This is a genomic window from Shewanella sp. DW31, from assembly GCF_015767295.1.
Classification (GTDB): domain Bacteria; phylum Pseudomonadota; class Gammaproteobacteria; order Enterobacterales; family Shewanellaceae; genus Shewanella; species Shewanella oncorhynchi.
In genome coordinates this window covers 144,656-161,460 of record NZ_JADWMP020000007.1, presented here as the reverse complement: position 1 = coordinate 161,460, position 16,805 = coordinate 144,656, and the positions used below count along the sequence as shown (strand labels likewise).

At 47.1% G+C, this 16,805-nt stretch carries 15 protein-coding genes; 10 read left to right on the top strand and 5 right to left on the bottom strand.

Features of this window, described 5'->3' with window-relative positions:
• Positions 1-150: 150 nt before the first annotated feature.
• Positions 151-675 carry a GNAT family N-acetyltransferase gene (locus GWI56_RS08405; protein WP_198572655.1) on the top strand — a complete coding sequence of 175 codons (525 nt, stop codon included), beginning with the start codon at positions 151-153 and terminating at the stop codon, positions 673-675.
• A gap of 238 nt (positions 676-913) precedes the next feature.
• Here GWI56_RS08405 and GWI56_RS08400 read toward each other — a convergent pair whose 3' ends face one another.
• Both GWI56_RS08400 and GWI56_RS08395 read right to left on the bottom strand, forming a co-directional pair.
• The gene (locus GWI56_RS08400; RefSeq protein WP_028761261.1) at positions 914-1,624 is read right to left on the bottom strand and encodes a pirin family protein; all 711 of its coding nucleotides are present in this window, start codon (positions 1,622-1,624) and stop codon (positions 914-916) included.
• 13 nt (positions 1,625-1,637) lie between these two features.
• Complete coding sequence (locus GWI56_RS08395; protein WP_198572654.1) at positions 1,638-2,081, bottom strand: DoxX family protein; 444 nt, start codon at positions 2,079-2,081, stop codon at positions 1,638-1,640.
• A gap of 183 nt (positions 2,082-2,264) precedes the next feature.
• On the opposite strand from GWI56_RS08395, the gene GWI56_RS08390 reads away from it, so the two are divergent.
• The gene (locus tag GWI56_RS08390; protein WP_168824535.1) at positions 2,265-3,158 is read left to right on the top strand and encodes a LysR substrate-binding domain-containing protein; all 894 of its coding nucleotides are present in this window, start codon (positions 2,265-2,267) and stop codon (positions 3,156-3,158) included.
• A gap of 84 nt (positions 3,159-3,242) precedes the next feature.
• Here GWI56_RS08390 and GWI56_RS08385 read toward each other — a convergent pair whose 3' ends face one another.
• Together GWI56_RS08385 and GWI56_RS08380 are read right to left on the bottom strand one after the other, a co-directional pair.
• Positions 3,243-4,988 (bottom strand): bifunctional metallophosphatase/5'-nucleotidase, encoded by a 1,746-nt coding sequence (locus tag GWI56_RS08385; RefSeq protein ID WP_198572653.1) that lies wholly within the window; start codon positions 4,986-4,988, stop codon positions 3,243-3,245.
• A 144-nt stretch (positions 4,989-5,132) separates the two neighbouring features.
• The gene (locus tag GWI56_RS08380; protein ID WP_028761257.1) at positions 5,133-6,224 is read right to left on the bottom strand and encodes a hemolysin family protein; all 1,092 of its coding nucleotides are present in this window, start codon (positions 6,222-6,224) and stop codon (positions 5,133-5,135) included.
• 151 nt (positions 6,225-6,375) lie between these two features.
• Between GWI56_RS08380 and GWI56_RS08375 the strand changes: the two genes are divergently transcribed.
• The 8 genes from GWI56_RS08375 (at position 6,376) to der (ending at position 15,353) form a co-directional block, all read left to right on the top strand.
• Positions 6,376-7,497, top strand: coding sequence for a bifunctional tRNA (adenosine(37)-C2)-methyltransferase TrmG/ribosomal RNA large subunit methyltransferase RlmN (locus GWI56_RS08375; RefSeq protein WP_028761256.1), 1,122 nt, complete (start codon positions 6,376-6,378; stop codon positions 7,495-7,497).
• A gap of 32 nt (positions 7,498-7,529) precedes the next feature.
• Positions 7,530-8,318, top strand: a complete 789-nt coding sequence (gene pilW, locus GWI56_RS08370; RefSeq protein ID WP_028761255.1) for a type IV pilus biogenesis/stability protein PilW — start codon at positions 7,530-7,532, stop codon at positions 8,316-8,318.
• Positions 8,315-9,388, top strand: a complete 1,074-nt coding sequence (locus tag GWI56_RS08365; protein ID WP_198572652.1) for a RodZ domain-containing protein — start codon at positions 8,315-8,317, stop codon at positions 9,386-9,388. Before pilW ends, GWI56_RS08365 begins: the two co-directional genes overlap by 4 nt.
• A gap of 48 nt (positions 9,389-9,436) precedes the next feature.
• A complete protein-coding gene (ispG, locus tag GWI56_RS08360) occupies positions 9,437-10,552 on the top strand; it encodes a flavodoxin-dependent (E)-4-hydroxy-3-methylbut-2-enyl-diphosphate synthase (RefSeq protein ID WP_105251894.1) in 1,116 nt (371 codons plus the stop codon).
• 144 nt (positions 10,553-10,696) lie between these two features.
• The gene (gene hisS, locus GWI56_RS08355; protein WP_198572651.1) at positions 10,697-11,974 is read left to right on the top strand and encodes a histidine--tRNA ligase; all 1,278 of its coding nucleotides are present in this window, start codon (positions 10,697-10,699) and stop codon (positions 11,972-11,974) included.
• A gap of 13 nt (positions 11,975-11,987) precedes the next feature.
• On the top strand, positions 11,988-12,608 hold the full coding sequence (locus tag GWI56_RS08350) for a tetratricopeptide repeat protein (RefSeq protein WP_168824527.1): 621 nt from the start codon (positions 11,988-11,990) through the stop codon (positions 12,606-12,608).
• A gap of 11 nt (positions 12,609-12,619) precedes the next feature.
• The gene (gene bamB / locus GWI56_RS08345) at positions 12,620-13,807 is read left to right on the top strand and encodes an outer membrane protein assembly factor BamB (RefSeq protein ID WP_028761250.1); all 1,188 of its coding nucleotides are present in this window, start codon (positions 12,620-12,622) and stop codon (positions 13,805-13,807) included.
• A 79-nt stretch (positions 13,808-13,886) separates the two neighbouring features.
• Complete coding sequence (gene der / locus GWI56_RS08340) at positions 13,887-15,353, top strand: ribosome biogenesis GTPase Der (RefSeq protein WP_105251897.1); 1,467 nt, start codon at positions 13,887-13,889, stop codon at positions 15,351-15,353.
• A 94-nt stretch (positions 15,354-15,447) separates the two neighbouring features.
• Here der and xseA read toward each other — a convergent pair whose 3' ends face one another.
• Entirely contained in the window at positions 15,448-16,794 is a 1,347-nt protein-coding gene (gene xseA / locus GWI56_RS08335) for an exodeoxyribonuclease VII large subunit (RefSeq protein WP_198572650.1), read from the bottom strand.
• Positions 16,795-16,805: the final 11 nt, after the last annotated feature.

Below are 16,805 nucleotides of genomic sequence, written 5' to 3'. Positions count from 1 at the left end.
TTTCAGCTAGAAAGTGATGTAAGGTATTCCACAGTAAAACATTAGCTTAACGCCGTTTAGTGACACTATTTAACTAAATAAGCACTGTTTAGCTTAAATTAGAATTCGGTTAATCTAAGTCAATTAATGATTCAAGATGGAGGGCAGAGAATGAAGATTCGACTATTTACGCCATCGGATGTCTCGCAGTTGGCGGCAATCTTTGAGGCGAGTGTAATGCAAGGCTCTGGCGAGTTTTACTCGTTTGCCGAGCGCTCTGCTTGGGCTTATATCGAAGGTGAGATCCGCAGTGAGAACTATTGGCTTGAACGCTTACAGGGAACCACTATTTGGGTTGCCGAAACCGATAATATGCTGGTGGGTTTTATCAATCTTAAGATAGGCGCCGACAGCGATGTTGAAGCCGCTGCCGAAGTGGAATGCTTGTTTGTTCATCCAGAATATGCCCGTTCTGGGGTGGCTACCTCTTTGTATTTTGCGTTGTTTGAAGAAGTTAAAATCTTAGCGCTGAAACGATTAACGGTTGAAGCATCCTATCTCGCGCGACCTTTTTTTGAGAAACAGGGATTTCGCAGTATTCGTCGTAATGAACATAAGCGTTTTTTGAATGCGACGGATAAAGCACAGGGCCAAGCTCAAGTGTTGGTTAACTTCAGCATGACGCTCGCCCTCTAACTCAGCTTATCAAGGTGCTGATTTGGTTAGCTAAACGAGGCCGTCAGCACTGCTTTATAACATCGCCATAGAAGCGCCAATAAAAAACACTGCCAAAGATGACTTGTGGCAGTGCTTCTAGGTGAGTGCTTATAAAACTGGCATCTAATCACTTACTCAATCGTTTGCTTGGTAGTTTGCGAATAACGAATAACGAATAACGAATAAATAGTGAAGCTGAATTATTGAATCATTTGTATTACGCGTTAGGCGACAAGTCGAACACTAATGCGGTAACTGGGCCGCTTGTTGCAGTAAAGTCGACACTTGCGAGTTGTGTCAGATGCGCGCCATCCCCAGCCGTGAGTGTTGTGCCATTGATATCCAACGTACCTTCAATCAATTGAACATACAGATGACGATTTGCTTGAGCGGCGCTTCTGTCCATCGTTACTTTTTCGCCTTCACTCAACACTAAACGATATAGGGTCGCATCCTGTTGCACTTTGAGCGTGCCATTTTCACCGTTTGGCGTCACCACGGCTGTCAGTGGTGAGCTTTGCTCAAATGCTTTTTGCTGATAACCCGCATCTATGCCTAAAGTATCTGGGCGGATCCAAATCTGTAAAAAGTGCAGCGGCTCGGTTTTAGAGGCATTAAACTCGCTGTGGTAAATGCCTTTACCTGCGGACATCAATTGAAACTCTCCTGCGGGTAAGGTTTTGATATTGCCGAAGCTATCCTTGTGAGCGATAGTGCCGGATATCACGTAACTGATGATCTCCATGTCTTTATGACCATGGGTATCAAAACCTGCGCCGGGTGCCACTCTGTCATCGTTGATGACTCTTAGGGATGATATCCCCATGTGCTCTGGGTCATAGTAGCTAGAGAAAGAGAAGGTATGTTGACTCTTTAGCCAGCCTAAGTCTGCTTGACCGCGATCCTGTGCTTTTCTTAATGTGATCATCTTGCTTCTCCCTTTATTTGATGCGGTTAGCGAATACGTTATCTACAGCGAATTTGCCAGCACCTGATACTGTCAATGAGACTGTGGCTGCTAATAGGGCGAGACCAAATTCGTAACCGTTATTGGCAAGGAACAGACCGTTGCCTATATGTACCGAGAAAATCGCCACAACCATAGTGAATGACAAGACGAAGGCCGTTGGGCGAGTCAGCAGACCGAGCAACAGGAACAGGCCGCCGAAGAATTCACTTGAACCTGCCATCAATGCCATTAAGTAACCTGGCGTCAAACCAATGGATGCCATCCATTGTCCAGTGCCTTCTAAGCCGTAACCGCCAAACCAGCCAAACAGTTTTTGTGAACCATGGGCGATTAAGATGATCCCGATAGGAATGCGCAGTGCCAGTGGGGCAAAACTCGGGGCTGATTTCAGTGTTTTTGTGATCAGTGCTTTCATGGGATATTCCTCATTTCAAATTATTTAACGAATAGTTAAGGGTATTGTTCACTCAGTCTTAAGTCAGTTTGGCTGCAGTTCCGAAGAACTTCTCCATTGCTAAGCAGTGTAGACTTGACCTTTGGCAAAGAAAATCGGAACATTTTCAATGTCTACTTCAAATAATTTGAATGTGAGGTTTATATGTTGCCATCTATTAGTCTCGATGGATTAATCGTGCTCGATGCTATTGATAAGAAAGGCAGTTTTTCCGCTGCTGCTGAGTCTTTGTTTCGGGTGCCGTCGGCACTGACCTACACAGTGCAGAAACTGGAAAGCGATTTAGGCACAAAATTATTTGAACGTAAGGGCCAGCGTGCGGAGCTGACCTTAGTCGGTCAACTTGTGCTGCGCCAAGGCCGAGAAATCCTTGCGGCAACATCAAGGCTCGAAGAGGCGGTGCGTCAACTCGAGACAGGCTGGGAGTCTTCATTGACCTTAGCGATAGATACAGTGGTGCCGGATTTACCCCTGCTGCAGTTGATTGGTGAGTTTACTGAGCTGGGTAAGCAAGTGACTGTGAATATCAGCGAAGAGTCCTTAGGTGGCGGCTGGGATGCGCTCTATTCTGGCCGTGCCGATATCGCCATCGGCGTAACAGGGGAGTTGCCCAAAGGCCAATATCATGTGGTTGAAATTGGGGAGTTGGAGTTTGTATTTGCTTTAAATCCCGCGCACCCATTGGCGCAACATGCTGGCCCAATTCCGACCGAGGCATTGCTACAATTTCCTTCTATTGTGGTGGCAGATAGTTCGACCGCCCTAGCACAGCGATCAAGTGGTTTATTTGATAGTCGCCAAGTGATCCGAGTGCCGAATATGCAGACCAAAATTAAGGCGCAGCAATTGGGATTAGGTGTGGGTTACATTCCAAAGCACTTGATCTTAGATGCGTTGGCGGCGGGAAGCCTAGTGGCTTGTCATGTGGAAATGCCGCGCCCAACGCAAGCTGTGTTTATGGCATGGCGTAAATATGCTGAAGGCAAGGCGCAGGATTGGTTTACTGCGCGTTTACCGCAATGTGATTGGCAATTTTAAGCTCAGGTTTGGTTAGTGCTTTGTAAGCAGCCACTCACTTTGTTCCTCACAGCATTAATGCTTACGCCATGAGGAGCATAGCGCCTAACCGATACGTTGGCTGTGGCTGGTGTAATGCACATGCTGTGACAATAAATCAGACAGATTCGGTGAGCGATTCAAGAATCGAATAAAGGCCTGTGGCAAAGTCAGTGACTCCATCGACTCCTGCCAGCGGGCTTGCAGCAATGGAGAATAACCTTCTTTACCCGCAGCGGTATAAGATGTTGAAACTCCTACGTAAAGTGACTCAGGTTCAACGGGATACCATAGTGATTGGCTGTCTTGCTGCATCATCTCTAGTCTGAATAAACGCTCACCCAGTGGGCGTCGCCCATCGTAGTAATACCGTAGGCCGTAAGTGTAGGGGAAGCTGCCTGCACCTGTGCCACGGACACTGTTGTTGGTTGCCGCGTTAATCGCCGATTCGAGCGCTTGATAGAGAAACTGACCTTGAATTTCATACTTAACTAATGGTAATTCGAAGGGGAGTAATTGCCCCATCACATCGGCTAGTGTCAATTGTCCTTGGGCCACCGATTGGCGCACACCGCCAGCATTATGCAGAGCAAAGTTCACTCTTGGGTCGACCAGTTTGGCTTCTTGGAACATGCTGCGACTCACCCAAGGTGCTATTTCACTGCCGTGGGGCAGGGCTTTAGAGGGTAAGCGGGTATGGACTAAGTTCTTCGGCACCAGTGCTAACACTTTGTTTTCCATCTCTGCGATAGCCGGTTTGTAGATATCTCGGATCACGCCATCGATATCGGCATCGGCATCATCCCAAAGGATATTTGGATGCTGATTAAGCTGCTGGCGCACAGCTTGGTAATCTTGGTTATCGACGGCCGTGTTAGCACTTAAGATAAAGTGTTGATCTAGCATGAAGTAGTTGCCGCCCTTTAAATTCAGCACTTTCCCATCAGCGTCAAACGTTATCTCGGCTAAGCCGACGACTTCGGCATACTTACCCGCATGCACTATGGGCGTGTTATTGATGACTTCACCGTAGGGCAGGTTGCTCAAACCTAAGGCGCGAAAATCCCCCTGTAGCGTATGCGTGTGACCGCCGACGATAAGGCTAATACCATCGACTTCGGCCGCGAGGCGTTTATCCTGATCTAAGCCTAAGTGGCTGAGCACGATAATATGCTTAATACCTTGATTTTTAAGGTGCTCAACCGTGCGCGCGGTAGTGGCGATAGCATCGACAAAATGGGTGTCGGGATCGGGACGAGCGATCTCTTTCATCTGATCTAAGGTAATACCGACAATGGCTAATGTCTTATCGTGGAAGGGCTTAAGCAGGTATTTCGCGTGTTTTTGCTCATGATCATAATCCAAGATATTAGGCAAACCCCTCAGACAACCGGGTTTGTTTAGATCCTCTTGGCTTAAATCCATATTGCCCGCAAGCAATGGGAAATCAATTTGCCTGGCAAACTCGGCAAGTCTGGCGTTCCCTTCATCGATATCGTGGTTGCCAATGACCATAGCATCAGGTGCCAACAGATTGAGTAAGTGGGCGTTGGCCTTACCTTTAAAATGGCTGAAATACAGCGTGCCCTGGAAGCTGTCACCACCATGCAGGAAAATAAAAGGCGTATTGGTTTGTGCAGCGGTGTGACGCGCTTTTGTGATGTGATGGCCGATGCGGGCATAACCACCGCTATGGCTGGTCACATCTAGCTTATGTTGGCCTATGTTAAGGCTAAATTGGACGCGGCAGGGTTCAAAATTCGAATGGGTGTCATTAATGTGCGCGAGTGAGAGTGTGTAGCTCTGTGTCATAACTTACCTCTATTACGGCGGGTGAGTATATACCCAAGCAACCTGAAAATGCGAGTTTCAGAGGGTTCTGAGTTATCTGCATTCTAAAAGAATAAAGGGAGCTAGGCTCCCTTTATATTAACAAGCACTAAACTTGGTTAGCCTTCAGCCGGATTTGGCTTCGTCATCATCGGATGCGGCTTCAAAATCACCGTCATCGGATAGGCGAATGCCTTTTTGCTTCATGCGCTTAGTCCAAAGTTTACGTGCCAATTGCTGCATATCGGTCGCGGGGTCGTTTAGATCGACAATCTCTAATCCTAACATAGATTCGATGATATCTTCTTGAGTTACGATACCTTGGCTACTGCCGTACTCGTCGACCACCATCGCAATTTGGGTGTTACGTTTAATCATACGCTCAAAAAGTGGCAGAATTTTTGCGGTTTCAGGCACCACAAATAAACTTCGTTTAAGTTCACCAATCGGTGCTTCTGGCGTGTAACGCTCTGCTAGCAATACATCGGTGCGGGTAATGTAACCAATCACATCATCATGATCTTGGTCGTAAACTGGAATTCGGGTAAAAGGCTTGTCGCGGTATTGGCGCACAAACTCATTTTGGGTGAGATCTATGGGTAAAGAAAACATCACAGTGCGCGGCGTCATGATCGCCGTGACTGGCATATCTCGCACCTTCAGCATTTGCGTCAAAATTTTTGACTCTTGCTCATCAAGCTCACCGGATTCATGGCCGATTTTGGCCATAGCACTCATCTCTTGGCGTATGTAGTGGCCTTCATCACCTTTGCCCATTAGGCGAGTGACTTGCTGTGACATCCAGATCAGCGGTTTAGTGGTACGCTTCATCCACAGCACGGCAACAGAAACACTTGGTGCGAGTCGACGCCAATGGTTTGCACCCAATGATTTAGGAATGATTTCTGAGAAAAACAGGATAATAAAGGTTAATACGCCCGAGAAAACACCTAACATATCGTCACCAAATACTTTAGCCGCTTGCGCACCTGCAACGGCGGCACCGACGGTATGAGCGATAGTATTTAGGGTAAGGATTGACACCAAAGGGGCTTCGACATTCTCTTTCAATCTACGCAAGCGCGCGGCTGCGGCACTGTCAGTTTGTTCGAGTGATGCGATATAACTTGGGGTAACCGATAACAGAACAGCTTCGAACACACTGCACAGAAAAGAAACAGCAACAGCGACAAGCACTATAATGATGAGGGTTAACATATAGGTGGAATTACAACTCCGTATTTTAGGCCAATATTAGCCCTTGGAGATTCTATCATAGGTGAATTGAGTTACTGGCTAAAATTTATTTGCGTCTGTATAATTCGCCGCCCTGTTACAGGATCCGTTTTTTGGTGTTGAGGTTAGCTATATGAGTGAAAAGAAGATCAATTTATTAGACCTTGATCGTAAGGCTATGCGCGCATTATTTGCGGAAATGGGTGAAAAACCCTTTCGTGCCGATCAGCTCATGAAATGGCTATATCATTTCGGTGTCAGTGACTTCGAAGAGATGACCAACATCAACAAAGTGTTACGTCAAAAGTTGGCGGCCCGCTGCGAGATCGTTGCACCAGAAATTTCGAGTTTCCAAAAATCGACCGATGGTACGATAAAATTTGCAATTAATGTTGGCCAAGGCCAAGAAGTGGAAACGGTTTATATTCCTGAGGATGATCGTGCGACCTTGTGTGTATCTTCACAGGTTGGCTGTGCGCTGGAATGTACTTTCTGCTCGACGGGTCAGCAAGGTTTTAACCGTAACTTAACGGTTTCTGAAATCGTCGGCCAAATCTGGCGCGTATCGCACTTTTTAGGGTTTGCAAAAGACACGGGCGAGCGTCCGATCACTAACGTCGTGATGATGGGCATGGGTGAGCCATTACTCAATTTAGCCAATGTGATCCCTGCGATGGACATCATGCTCGATGATTTTGGTTTTAGTTTATCAAAGCGCCGCGTGACCTTATCAACATCAGGCGTAGTGCCAGCGTTAGACAAACTGGGCGATGCCATCGATGTGGCACTTGCTGTCAGTATTCATGCACCCAATGATGAGTTGCGTGACATTCTGGTCCCGATCAATAAAAAGTATCCGCTGGATGAGTTTTTAGCGGGTATTCGTCGCTATATTGCTAAATCAAATGCTAACCGCGGCCGCGTGACGGTTGAATATGTGATGCTAGATCATATCAACGACAGCACAGACCAAGCCCATGAGTTAGCTAAGTTAATGAAAGATACGCCATGTAAGGTGAATCTGATCCCATTTAATCCGTATCCTGGCTCGCCTTATGGCCGCTCATCTAATTCACGTATCGACCGTTTTTCTAAGGTTCTTATGGAATACGGTTTTACTGTCATCGTACGTAAAACCCGTGGTGATGACATTGATGCCGCTTGCGGTCAGTTAGCTGGCGATATTCGCGACAGAACGAAACGTTTAGCGAAAAAACGCATGCAAGAAAACCAGATTTCAGTCACAATGAATTAACTCTTTGTTTGCACAGATTTATAGGCTTGCCCATGAAGCATGGATTGCCAAGGTTTTCGTTGATTTTAAGCCTGTCATTATTGATGACAGGATGCGTCACTGAGCGTACTTATACTGGGACAGATATTCCTGTTTCGGAACGAAAGTTAGACAAAGTCGCCGCCGCAAGAGAGCGGATGCAGCTCGGTTTAACCTATTTAAATCGAGGTAGCACGGAACAAGCCAAATACAATCTTGATAAAGCATTAGAATATGCTCCAGAGCTCGAAGATGTGCATACCGCTCTGGCTTATTACTATCAAACCGTGGGCGATTTAGTGCGTACCGAAGAGTCGTACATGAATGCCATTAGTACTAAGGACGCCTCTGGCGATTCCATGAATAATTTCGGGGTGTTTTTGTGCCAACAAAAGCAATACAACAAAGCTGAAAAAATGTTTTTGGCCGCAATTGAAATGCCCAAATATACGCGCACTGCCTCAAGCTATGAGAACTTAGGTCTTTGTAGTCGCGAAGCAGGACAAGCAGAAAAGGCACGACAGTATTTTCAGATGGCGTTAAAGTATGACCCGAGACGCTCGGTGTCATTACTGGAGTTGGCAGAGTTAGAAGTCGATCAAGGTGATTTTATTCAGGCGCGAAACCAATTAGCACGCTATCACCAAGTGGCTGAGCAAACTCCAGAAAGTTTAGCGCTCGGGATCAAAATAGAGCAGGCAGTGAATGATGATGCCGCTGTGAAGAGATTTGGTATTTTATTGCTTGCCAAATTCCCAGCATCACCTCAGGCCAAGCAATACAGAGTTAATTTGCATCAATGAAAGATCATGAAACCAATGCGCCAGTTGAGTCGGTAGCACCGCAATCAGTCGCGCTAGATGTCACGCTTGGTACTTTATTAAAAGCCGCCCGCGAAAAAATGGGCCTTAGTATTCAAGATGCCGCTGTAAAGCTGCATCTACGTCCTCGTATTATTGAAGATATTGAAGCTGACAATTTTACAAATATAGCCTCATCGACTTATGTACGTGGCTATGTGAAAAACTACGCGCGTATGGTCAGTGCCGATGCGGCTTTGATTGAAGCTTGTCTTGTGCAGCAAGTGCCAGTTGTGACTGAGCCTGCAATGCAAAGTTTTTCACGCAAAACCACATATCAAGCTCGCGATACACGTTTAACTTGGCTGAGTATTTTTATCGTCATAGTGTTACTCGGTTCGTTAGTCGTCTGGTGGATGCAAAAAACCACCTTGCTAAGCACTATTGATGTGTCGCAACCCACGGCTGAAGAGGTCGCAGCAGCGAATCAGACGCTGCCAGGTGATGTGTTATTGACCGAAACGGATGCCAGTCCTCGTTTGACTGAGATTGCCGCAAACGGCTCAATGTCTATCGATGGTCCAATTAAAGATACTGATGCAAGCACTATTGATGTCAGCACAGGACCAACGGACAATAATTATCCTCAGACCGTTGATACGAGTAATGAAGATGGCGGTTCAGCAATCGCAGCCACTACGACAACGCCATCTGTTCCGCAAACGACAGATCCTGTAGTCCAACAGCCTGTTAGTGCAACGCCTTCACCCACCACCACAACATCAACGACCACTGCCACTGCAGCAAGTACTTTGGTTGCTGTTGCAGGACAATCGATTATAGATGTTCAGTTGACGGGTGATTGCTGGATAAACATTGTTGATGCTAAAGGTAAAGCGTTAGTCGATGGTGTTAAAGGCGCTGGCGCGACAGTGCAAGTGAGCGGTGTACCGCCGTTTAAAGTCATTTTAGGTGCGCCCCATGTAGCGACTTTAAGCTTAGATGGTCAAATTGTTAGCCTAGCGGATTTCCCCAAGGGACGAGTCGCGCGGTTAACCTTGCCTAAAGCCTAACGACCGCGTAATGATCTGCAGCACGTACCGAAATAGAGCGTATTAAGCATGTATAATGAAACTCCCATAAAAAGACGTCCTTCCACCCGCATTTATGTGGGTAATGTACCGATTGGTGATGGGGCGCCGATTGCTGTTCAGTCAATGACCAATACTAAGACCACAGATGTTGAAGCGACAATTGCTCAAATTCGTGCCCTAGAGAAAGTCGGTGCCGATATAGTGCGTATCTCTGTACCCACTATGGATGCGGCTGAAGCCTTTAAGCTCATTAAGCAAGCGGTCAATGTTCCTTTAGTGGCCGACATTCATTTTGATTATCGCATTGCTTTAAAAGTTGCCGAGTATGGTGTCGATTGCCTTCGAATCAATCCGGGTAATATAGGCAATGAAGAGCGTATTCGTAGCGTGGTGGAATGTGCCCGTGACCATAATATTCCCATCCGTATTGGTGTGAATGGTGGGTCATTAGAAAAAGATCTAATGGACAAGTACAAAGAACCCACACCTGAAGCCTTACTCGAATCAGCCATGCGCCATGTGGATATTCTGGACAGATTGAACTTTGACCAGTTTAAGGTCAGCGTTAAAGCCTCCGATGTATTTTTAGCGGTCGAATCCTACCGTTTATTAGCTAAACAAATTCGTCAACCCTTGCATTTAGGCATTACCGAAGCTGGTGGCGCGCGCGCGGGTTCAGTGAAATCGGCCGTAGGCTTAGGTATGTTATTGGCCGAAGGCATAGGTGATACCCTACGTATTTCCTTGGCCGCTGATCCGGTCGAAGAAATCAAAGTCGGTTTTGACATTTTAAAGTCGCTGCGTATTCGTAGCCGTGGCATTAATTTCATTGCCTGTCCATCTTGTTCTCGTCAAGAGTTTGATGTGATCAGTACAGTCAATGAGTTAGAGCGTCGCCTCGAAGACGTGACTACTGCCATGGATGTGTCTATTATCGGCTGCGTAGTGAACGGCCCAGGTGAAGCCTTAGTGTCGCACATCGGCTTAACCGGTGGGCACAATAAGAGCGGTTACTATGATGAGGGTGAACGTCAAAAAGAACGTTTTGACAACGACAACATTGTTGATTCCCTCGAAGCGAAAATTCGCGCAAAAGCCAGTCAAATGGCGAACCGTATTCAAATCAAAGACACAACTGAGTAATATGTACCCGCATTTGGGCATAGATTACGCCTAATGATGTTGAGCTAGGCCCCGAAACCGACGGGGTCGTTTTACGTTTTACGCTCAAAAGCCTATAATGCGTGACATTTTTATTAATTTAGCGAAATCGGACGAGTCGATACAGTGGCAAAACAGATCCAAGCGATTCGCGGAATGAATGACATTCTGCCAACTCAAAGTCCTCTATGGCAAAAAGTGGAAGCGGTACTACGTTCGAGCGTCAGTGCTTACGGTTACAGCGAAATCCGCACTCCAATAGTGGAAAATACCGATCTTTTTAAACGCTCTATCGGTGAAGTGACTGATATTGTTGAAAAAGAAATGTATACCTTCGCAGATAATAACGGTGACAGCTTAACACTGCGCCCAGAAGGTACCGCGTCGACAGTGCGTGCAGGTAACGAAAACGGTCTGCTATATAACCAAGAGCAACGTCTTTGGTATATGGGTCCTATGTTCCGCCACGAACGTCCACAAAAAGGCCGTTATCGTCAGTTTAACCAATTTGGCGTTGAAGTGTATGGCATTGGCTCGGCTGATATTGATGCTGAAGTCCTAATGCTATCGGCACGCCTGTGGGAAAAACTCGGTATTAGCGAGCACGTCTCGTTAGAGCTAAATACCTTAGGTGATCCTGCTGAGCGCGCTGTTTATCGTGATGCCTTAATAGCGTTTTTAGAGCTGCATAAAGATGCGCTCGATGAAGACAGTAAGCGTCGCATGTACAGCAATCCGCTGCGAGTATTGGATTCAAAAGATCAAAATGTCCAAGCCATATTGGTTGATGCACCTGAGTTAATGGATTTTCTCGGTGAAGAATCGAAGACACATTTTTCACAATTACGTGAACTACTTGATGCTGTGGGTATCAAATACACCATTAATCCGCGTCTAGTACGTGGTTTAGATTACTATAATCGCACTGTATTTGAATGGGTTACATCTAGTTTAGGCTCACAAGGTACTGTACTTGCGGGTGGTCGCTACGATGGTTTAGTCGCCCAGTTAGGTGGTAAGGATACTCCAGCGGTCGGTTTTGCTATGGGCTTAGAGCGCATTGTCTTGCTGCTTGAAGCCTTAGAGCTGACCAAAGATATTCCGCCAGAAGTGGATGTGTATGTCACGGCCATGGGTGATAGCTGTCTGGTTGAAGCCATCAAGGTCGCGCAGGAATTACGTAACGCACTGCCAAACCTTAAAGTGATGAGTCACTGTGGCGGCGGTAACGTGAAGAAACAAATGAAGCGTGCCGACAAAAGCGGTGCGAGTGTGGCACTACTGATAGGTGAAGATGAACTTGCCGAAGGTATGGTTAAGGTTAAACATTTACGCAATGACATCGAACAACAACGGGTAGCTCGAAGTGCCTTAGGCGCATTTTTGGCTGAACTGATCAAATAAAGGGGACGTGCGCGTGGAAATTTATAGCACAGAAGAACAACAAGTTGATGCTATCAAGCAGTTCTGGAAAGATTACGGAAATTCAATTTTAATCGGTGCCGTAGTGGGTTTAGGCGGCCTATATGCGTGGAATTATTATTCTGACGTTAAAGTGGCACAAGCGGAAGAAGCTTCAAAAGCGTTCCAAAATTTGACCACTAAATCTGCCGATGAAGCCGCAATGCTGGCGGGTGTCGCCGAGTTTTCTAAAAATCACGATCAAAAGGGCTATCAAGCCTTGTTAGAACTGATCGTGGCCAAAACTGCGGTAGAAGCGAAGGATTATCCAAAAGCGATTGATGCTTTGAACAAGGTGATTGCGGCTAAACCCGGTGCTGGTTTAGATGTGATTGCGACTTTGCGTTTAGCACGTGTACAAGCAGAGCAAGGTCAAATTGATGCAGCTCTAGCGACCTTAGATCAAGTAACAGATAAAGCTTTCTTCGCTCAGCGCGATGAGTTGAAAGGTGATTTCTTAGTACGTCAAGGTGAAGTTGAGAAGGCAAAAACAGCTTATCAAGCTGCCATGGACAATGGTGGTGTGGTGACAAGCCCTGCGCTTAAAATCAAACTTGATAGCCTAAATCAGGCATAAGGGATCCCTTGATGAAGTCTTGGTGCAAAAACCTGCTAGCCGCTGGATTAAGTCTGGCCATGTTATCCGCCTGTTCGTCGAGCGATGTCGAAGAAGAACCGGTAAGTGAGTTAACTGCCATTCAGGCGACAGTGTTTCCTGAAGTGAGTTGGAGCACCTCTGTCGGCAATGGTGTTGGAGATTATTATTCTCGCCTCGCCCCCGCCGTTAGTTATGGAAAAATTTTTGCAGCTGACCGTTATGGTGAAGTGGTTGCCTTCGATGAGGCCACTGGCGAGCGCGTTTGGACTAAAGATTTCAGCGAAGAGTTTCGTGATAACGCTTTAGCGAAAAATAAAGGTGCGCGTATTGCTGCTGGTGTGACTGCTGCGCGTAATAAAGTCTTTTTAGGTGGTGAAAGTGGGCTGCTTGCTGCACTGAACGCTGAAGACGGTCAAGTGTTATGGCATGTCGTTGCGGGCGGTGAATTGTTGTCTGCTCCCACTGTGGCCGATGACGTCGTGGTGGTCAGTACCAGCTCTGGTTCACTCGAAGCGTTTAACGTTGATACTGGCGCCAAGCTGTGGGTGTATGAAATGCAATTGCCGAATCTGACCCTGCGCGGTACAGGTTCTGCAGCTTACGAAGCGGGTGGTTTCTTCATAGGTACCGCCGATGGCAAAGTGGCTGTTGTGATTAAAAACAATGGTCAAGCTGCGTGGGAACAGGCGATTTACAATCCAACGGGCGGTAACGAGTTTACGCGTATGGCCGACGTGGATATGACCCCCTTGATCCTTGGCGACAATTTATATGCGGTGAGCTACAACGGTAACTTAGTGTCGATGGAACTGCGCACGGGTCGAGTTGTGTGGACACGTAAGTATTCTAGCTTTAACGAGTTAGCATCAGCGGGCCTAAGCTTGTACTTAGTTGACGATCACAGCCGTATCTACTCAGTTGATAAACGTAACGGTTTGGAACTGTGGAGTAATTCTGAGTTAGCTAACCGCACTCTGACATCTCCGGCTGTATATAAAGACTATTTAGTTGTGGGTGATTTCGAAGGTTATTTACACTTCATCGATCGCAGTACAGGGACGATTGTGGGTCGTGTCCAAGTGGACAGCTCAGGATTATACAGCCAGCCGTTAGTGGTGGATGATAAAATCTATGTTCAAGGTCGCAGCGGAAAGTTGGCTGTTGTAACACTTCCATAGTTAAAAGTGTTATCCTTGCTGAGCCCCTGGAAGTGTGTTCCGGGGGCTTTTTATTGAAAAGTTTTTTAGAGGCAAAATCATGATCCCTGTAGTGGCCCTTGTTGGTCGGCCGAACGTCGGTAAATCCACCCTATTTAATCGTCTTACGCGCACGCGTGATGCGCTGGTTGCTGACTTTCCTGGCCTAACACGTGACCGTAAATATGGTCGAGCATTCTTATCCGGCTATGAGTTCATTGTGGTCGATACCGGCGGTATCGATGGCACTGAAGAAGGGATCGAGACGAAAATGGCTGAGCAATCCCTTGCTGCCATTGAAGAAGCCGATGTCGTTCTATTTATGACCGATGCGCGCGCGGGTTTAACCGCTGCGGATCTGTCGATTGCACAGCACTTACGTAGCCGTCAAAAAACCACCTTTGTGGTTGCTAACAAAGTTGACGGTATTGATGCCGATTCAGCTTGTGCCGAGTTTTGGTCTTTAGGTCTAGGTGAAGTTTACCAAATGGCGGCGTCCCAAGGACGTGGCGTGACCAATATGATCGAATACGCGCTGACCCCTTATGCCGAAGCGATGGGCATTGTGCGTCAAGGTGAAGACGAAGTTACTGAAGAGCGTGAATATACCGAAGAAGAAGCGGAAGCTGAGCAAAAGCGTCTGCAAGATTTGCCTATCAAGCTGGCGATCATAGGTAAACCTAACGTCGGTAAGTCAACCCTGACTAACCGTATTCTAGGTGAAGAACGTGTTGTGGTATTTGATGAACCCGGTACGACCCGTGACAGTATTTATATTCCAATGGAACGTGAAGGTCGCGAGTACGTGATTATCGATACCGCGGGTGTTCGTCGCCGTAGTAAAGTACATCAAGTCATTGAGAAATTCTCAGTGATCAAAACCTTGAAAGCAGTTGAAGATGCTAACGTGGTGTTACTTATCATCGATGCCCGTGAAGGTATCGCCGAGCAAGATTTGGGTCTGTTAGGTTTCGCGCTCAATGCGGGTCGCGCTTTGGTTATTGCCGTCAACAAGTGGGATGGTATCGACCAAGGCATTAAAGATCGTGTGAAGAGCGAGCTTGATCGTCGTCTTGGTTTTATCGACTTTGCCCGTATTCACTTTATTTCGGCGCTGCACGGCACAGGTGTTGGCCATTTATTTGAATCGATTGAAGAAGCTTACGACAGTGCCACACGCCGCGTCAGCACTTCTATGCTGACCCGTATCATGCAAATGTCGCAGGACGATCACCAGCCGCCATTAGTGAATGGTCGCCGTGTGAAGCTTAAATACGCTCACGCCGGTGGTTACAATCCGCCAATCGTGGTCATTCACGGTAACCAAGTGAGTAGACTGCCTGACTCGTACAAGCGTTACATGATGAACTACTTCCGTCGTTCGTTGAAAGTGGTGGGTACGCCAATCCAGCTACGTTTCCAAGAGGGTGATAACCCATTTGAAAACAAGACTGAGAAGTTGACTATGAGCCAAGAGCGCCGCCGCAAGCGCGCACAAAGCCATATCAAAGACAGAAAAACCAAATAGTGTTTTTTACCAGACACATTTGAAACAAAAGGAACCTTAGGGTTCCTTTTGTGTTTTAAGATGATTTTAGCCTTGCTCTTGCTAGTGTTATTCGTTATTCGAGCGGCTTTATCTGAGTGACGGTTGAGATCACTTGTCCATGGCGCAAGCGGGTCTGCAAACTATCACCGATGGCCAGTTTATCGGCAGAGTCGACCACTTGATTGTGGATGTCAGTGGTAATGCTGTAACCACGGCTTAAAGTGGCAAGCGGGCTCACGGTTTCAAGCTGATGGGCCGCGTATTTTATCCGCTGTTCACTTTGGCTGAGTTTGTCCTGTAATGCATCCTGTAAGCGGCTCGCAAGATAATTTAAGCGGTTACCCTCAATGGCGAGTTTATGCTTGGGAGATTGCTGTTCAAGGCGGCTTGCGAGCAACTGCTGACGGCGGCTGAGCAGATGCAAGCGATTCGACAGCGCGGACTCTAGTCGTAATTGCATCTCATCGAATCTTTGTTCGAACTGCTGCAAAGTCCGTTTAGGGTCTTGGCGTTGCAGTCTGTGCTCTAGCAAACTAAGTCGTCTTTCTTGTTTAAGCTGATAATGTTTCGCGCTTTGTTGCAGGCGCGATAAGGCTGTGGCGAGTTTTTGCGCCTTATTATCATTGTCTTGTGATAATAGCTCCGCACCCGCAGAGGGGGTTGGGGCGCGGATATCGGCAACATAATCACTGATGGTTGTATCAACCTCGTGGCCGACGGCGCTGACAATGGGTAGGGCGCTGTTATAAATCGTGTGGGCGAGGGCTTCGCTGTTAAAACACCATAAATCCTCAAGCGAACCGCCGCCGCGGGTGAGCAATAATACATCGACTTCTAAACGTTGGTTGGCGATATTGATTGCCTGACAAATACTCTGCGCTGCGGTTTCGCCCTGAACTTGGGTCGGATAGATAATGACTTCGATGGAAGGATCGCGCCTTGCCAATACATGTAACACATCACGGATCGCTGCACCCGTAGGTGACGTAATAACGCCAATGCGCTGAATATTCTTCGGTAGCAATCTTTTGGTGTCGGCGGCAAATAATCCTTCTGCGGCTAGCTTCATCTTGAGTGCATCGAACTGCTGGGCGAGTAATCCATCCCCAGCGGGCAGCATGGACTCAATTAATAATTGATAGTCGCCTCTGGGTTCATAAACGCTGATCGCGCCTTTGACCAGCACTTGCTGACCATTGATGGGCTTAAAGCTGACCGTCTGGTTACGGCCTTTAAACATGGCGCAACGGATCTGCGAAGAGTGGTCTTTTAAAGTGAGATACCAATGCCCTGAGCTGGGGGAGGAAAAGTTGGATATTTCGCCATTGAGCCAGATTTTACCCAGTTGCCCCTCGAGAATTTGTCTGACTTCACCATTGAGCCGCGAGACAGTATAAATGTTGTTTTTGGTGCCTTGCATCGAATAACTCA

What these genes read in the sequence shown, in the direction of transcription:
- GWI56_RS08405 (WP_198572655.1), top strand. Translation starts at nt 151, where the DNA reads ATGAAGATTCGACTATTTACGCCATCGGATGTCTCGCAGTTGGCGGCA.
- GWI56_RS08400 (WP_028761261.1), bottom strand. Translation starts at nt 1,624, where the DNA reads ATGATCACATTAAGAAAAGCACAGGATCGCGGTCAAGCAGACTTAGGC.
- GWI56_RS08395 (WP_198572654.1), bottom strand. Translation starts at nt 2,081, where the DNA reads ATGAAAGCACTGATCACAAAAACACTGAAATCAGCCCCGAGTTTTGCC.
- GWI56_RS08390 (WP_168824535.1), top strand. Translation starts at nt 2,265, where the DNA reads ATGTTGCCATCTATTAGTCTCGATGGATTAATCGTGCTCGATGCTATT.
- GWI56_RS08385 (WP_198572653.1), bottom strand. Translation starts at nt 4,988, where the DNA reads ATGACACAGAGCTACACACTCTCACTCGCGCACATTAATGACACCCAT.
- GWI56_RS08380 (WP_028761257.1), bottom strand. Translation starts at nt 6,224, where the DNA reads ATGTTAACCCTCATCATTATAGTGCTTGTCGCTGTTGCTGTTTCTTTT.
- GWI56_RS08375 (WP_028761256.1), top strand. Translation starts at nt 6,376, where the DNA reads ATGAGTGAAAAGAAGATCAATTTATTAGACCTTGATCGTAAGGCTATG.
- pilW (WP_028761255.1), top strand. Translation starts at nt 7,530, where the DNA reads ATGAAGCATGGATTGCCAAGGTTTTCGTTGATTTTAAGCCTGTCATTA.
- GWI56_RS08365 (WP_198572652.1), top strand. Translation starts at nt 8,315, where the DNA reads ATGAAAGATCATGAAACCAATGCGCCAGTTGAGTCGGTAGCACCGCAA.
- ispG (WP_105251894.1), top strand. Translation starts at nt 9,437, where the DNA reads ATGTATAATGAAACTCCCATAAAAAGACGTCCTTCCACCCGCATTTAT.
- bamB (WP_028761250.1), top strand. Translation starts at nt 12,620, where the DNA reads ATGAAGTCTTGGTGCAAAAACCTGCTAGCCGCTGGATTAAGTCTGGCC.
- der (WP_105251897.1), top strand. Translation starts at nt 13,887, where the DNA reads ATGATCCCTGTAGTGGCCCTTGTTGGTCGGCCGAACGTCGGTAAATCC.
- xseA (WP_198572650.1), bottom strand. Translation starts at nt 16,794, where the DNA reads ATGCAAGGCACCAAAAACAACATTTATACTGTCTCGCGGCTCAATGGT.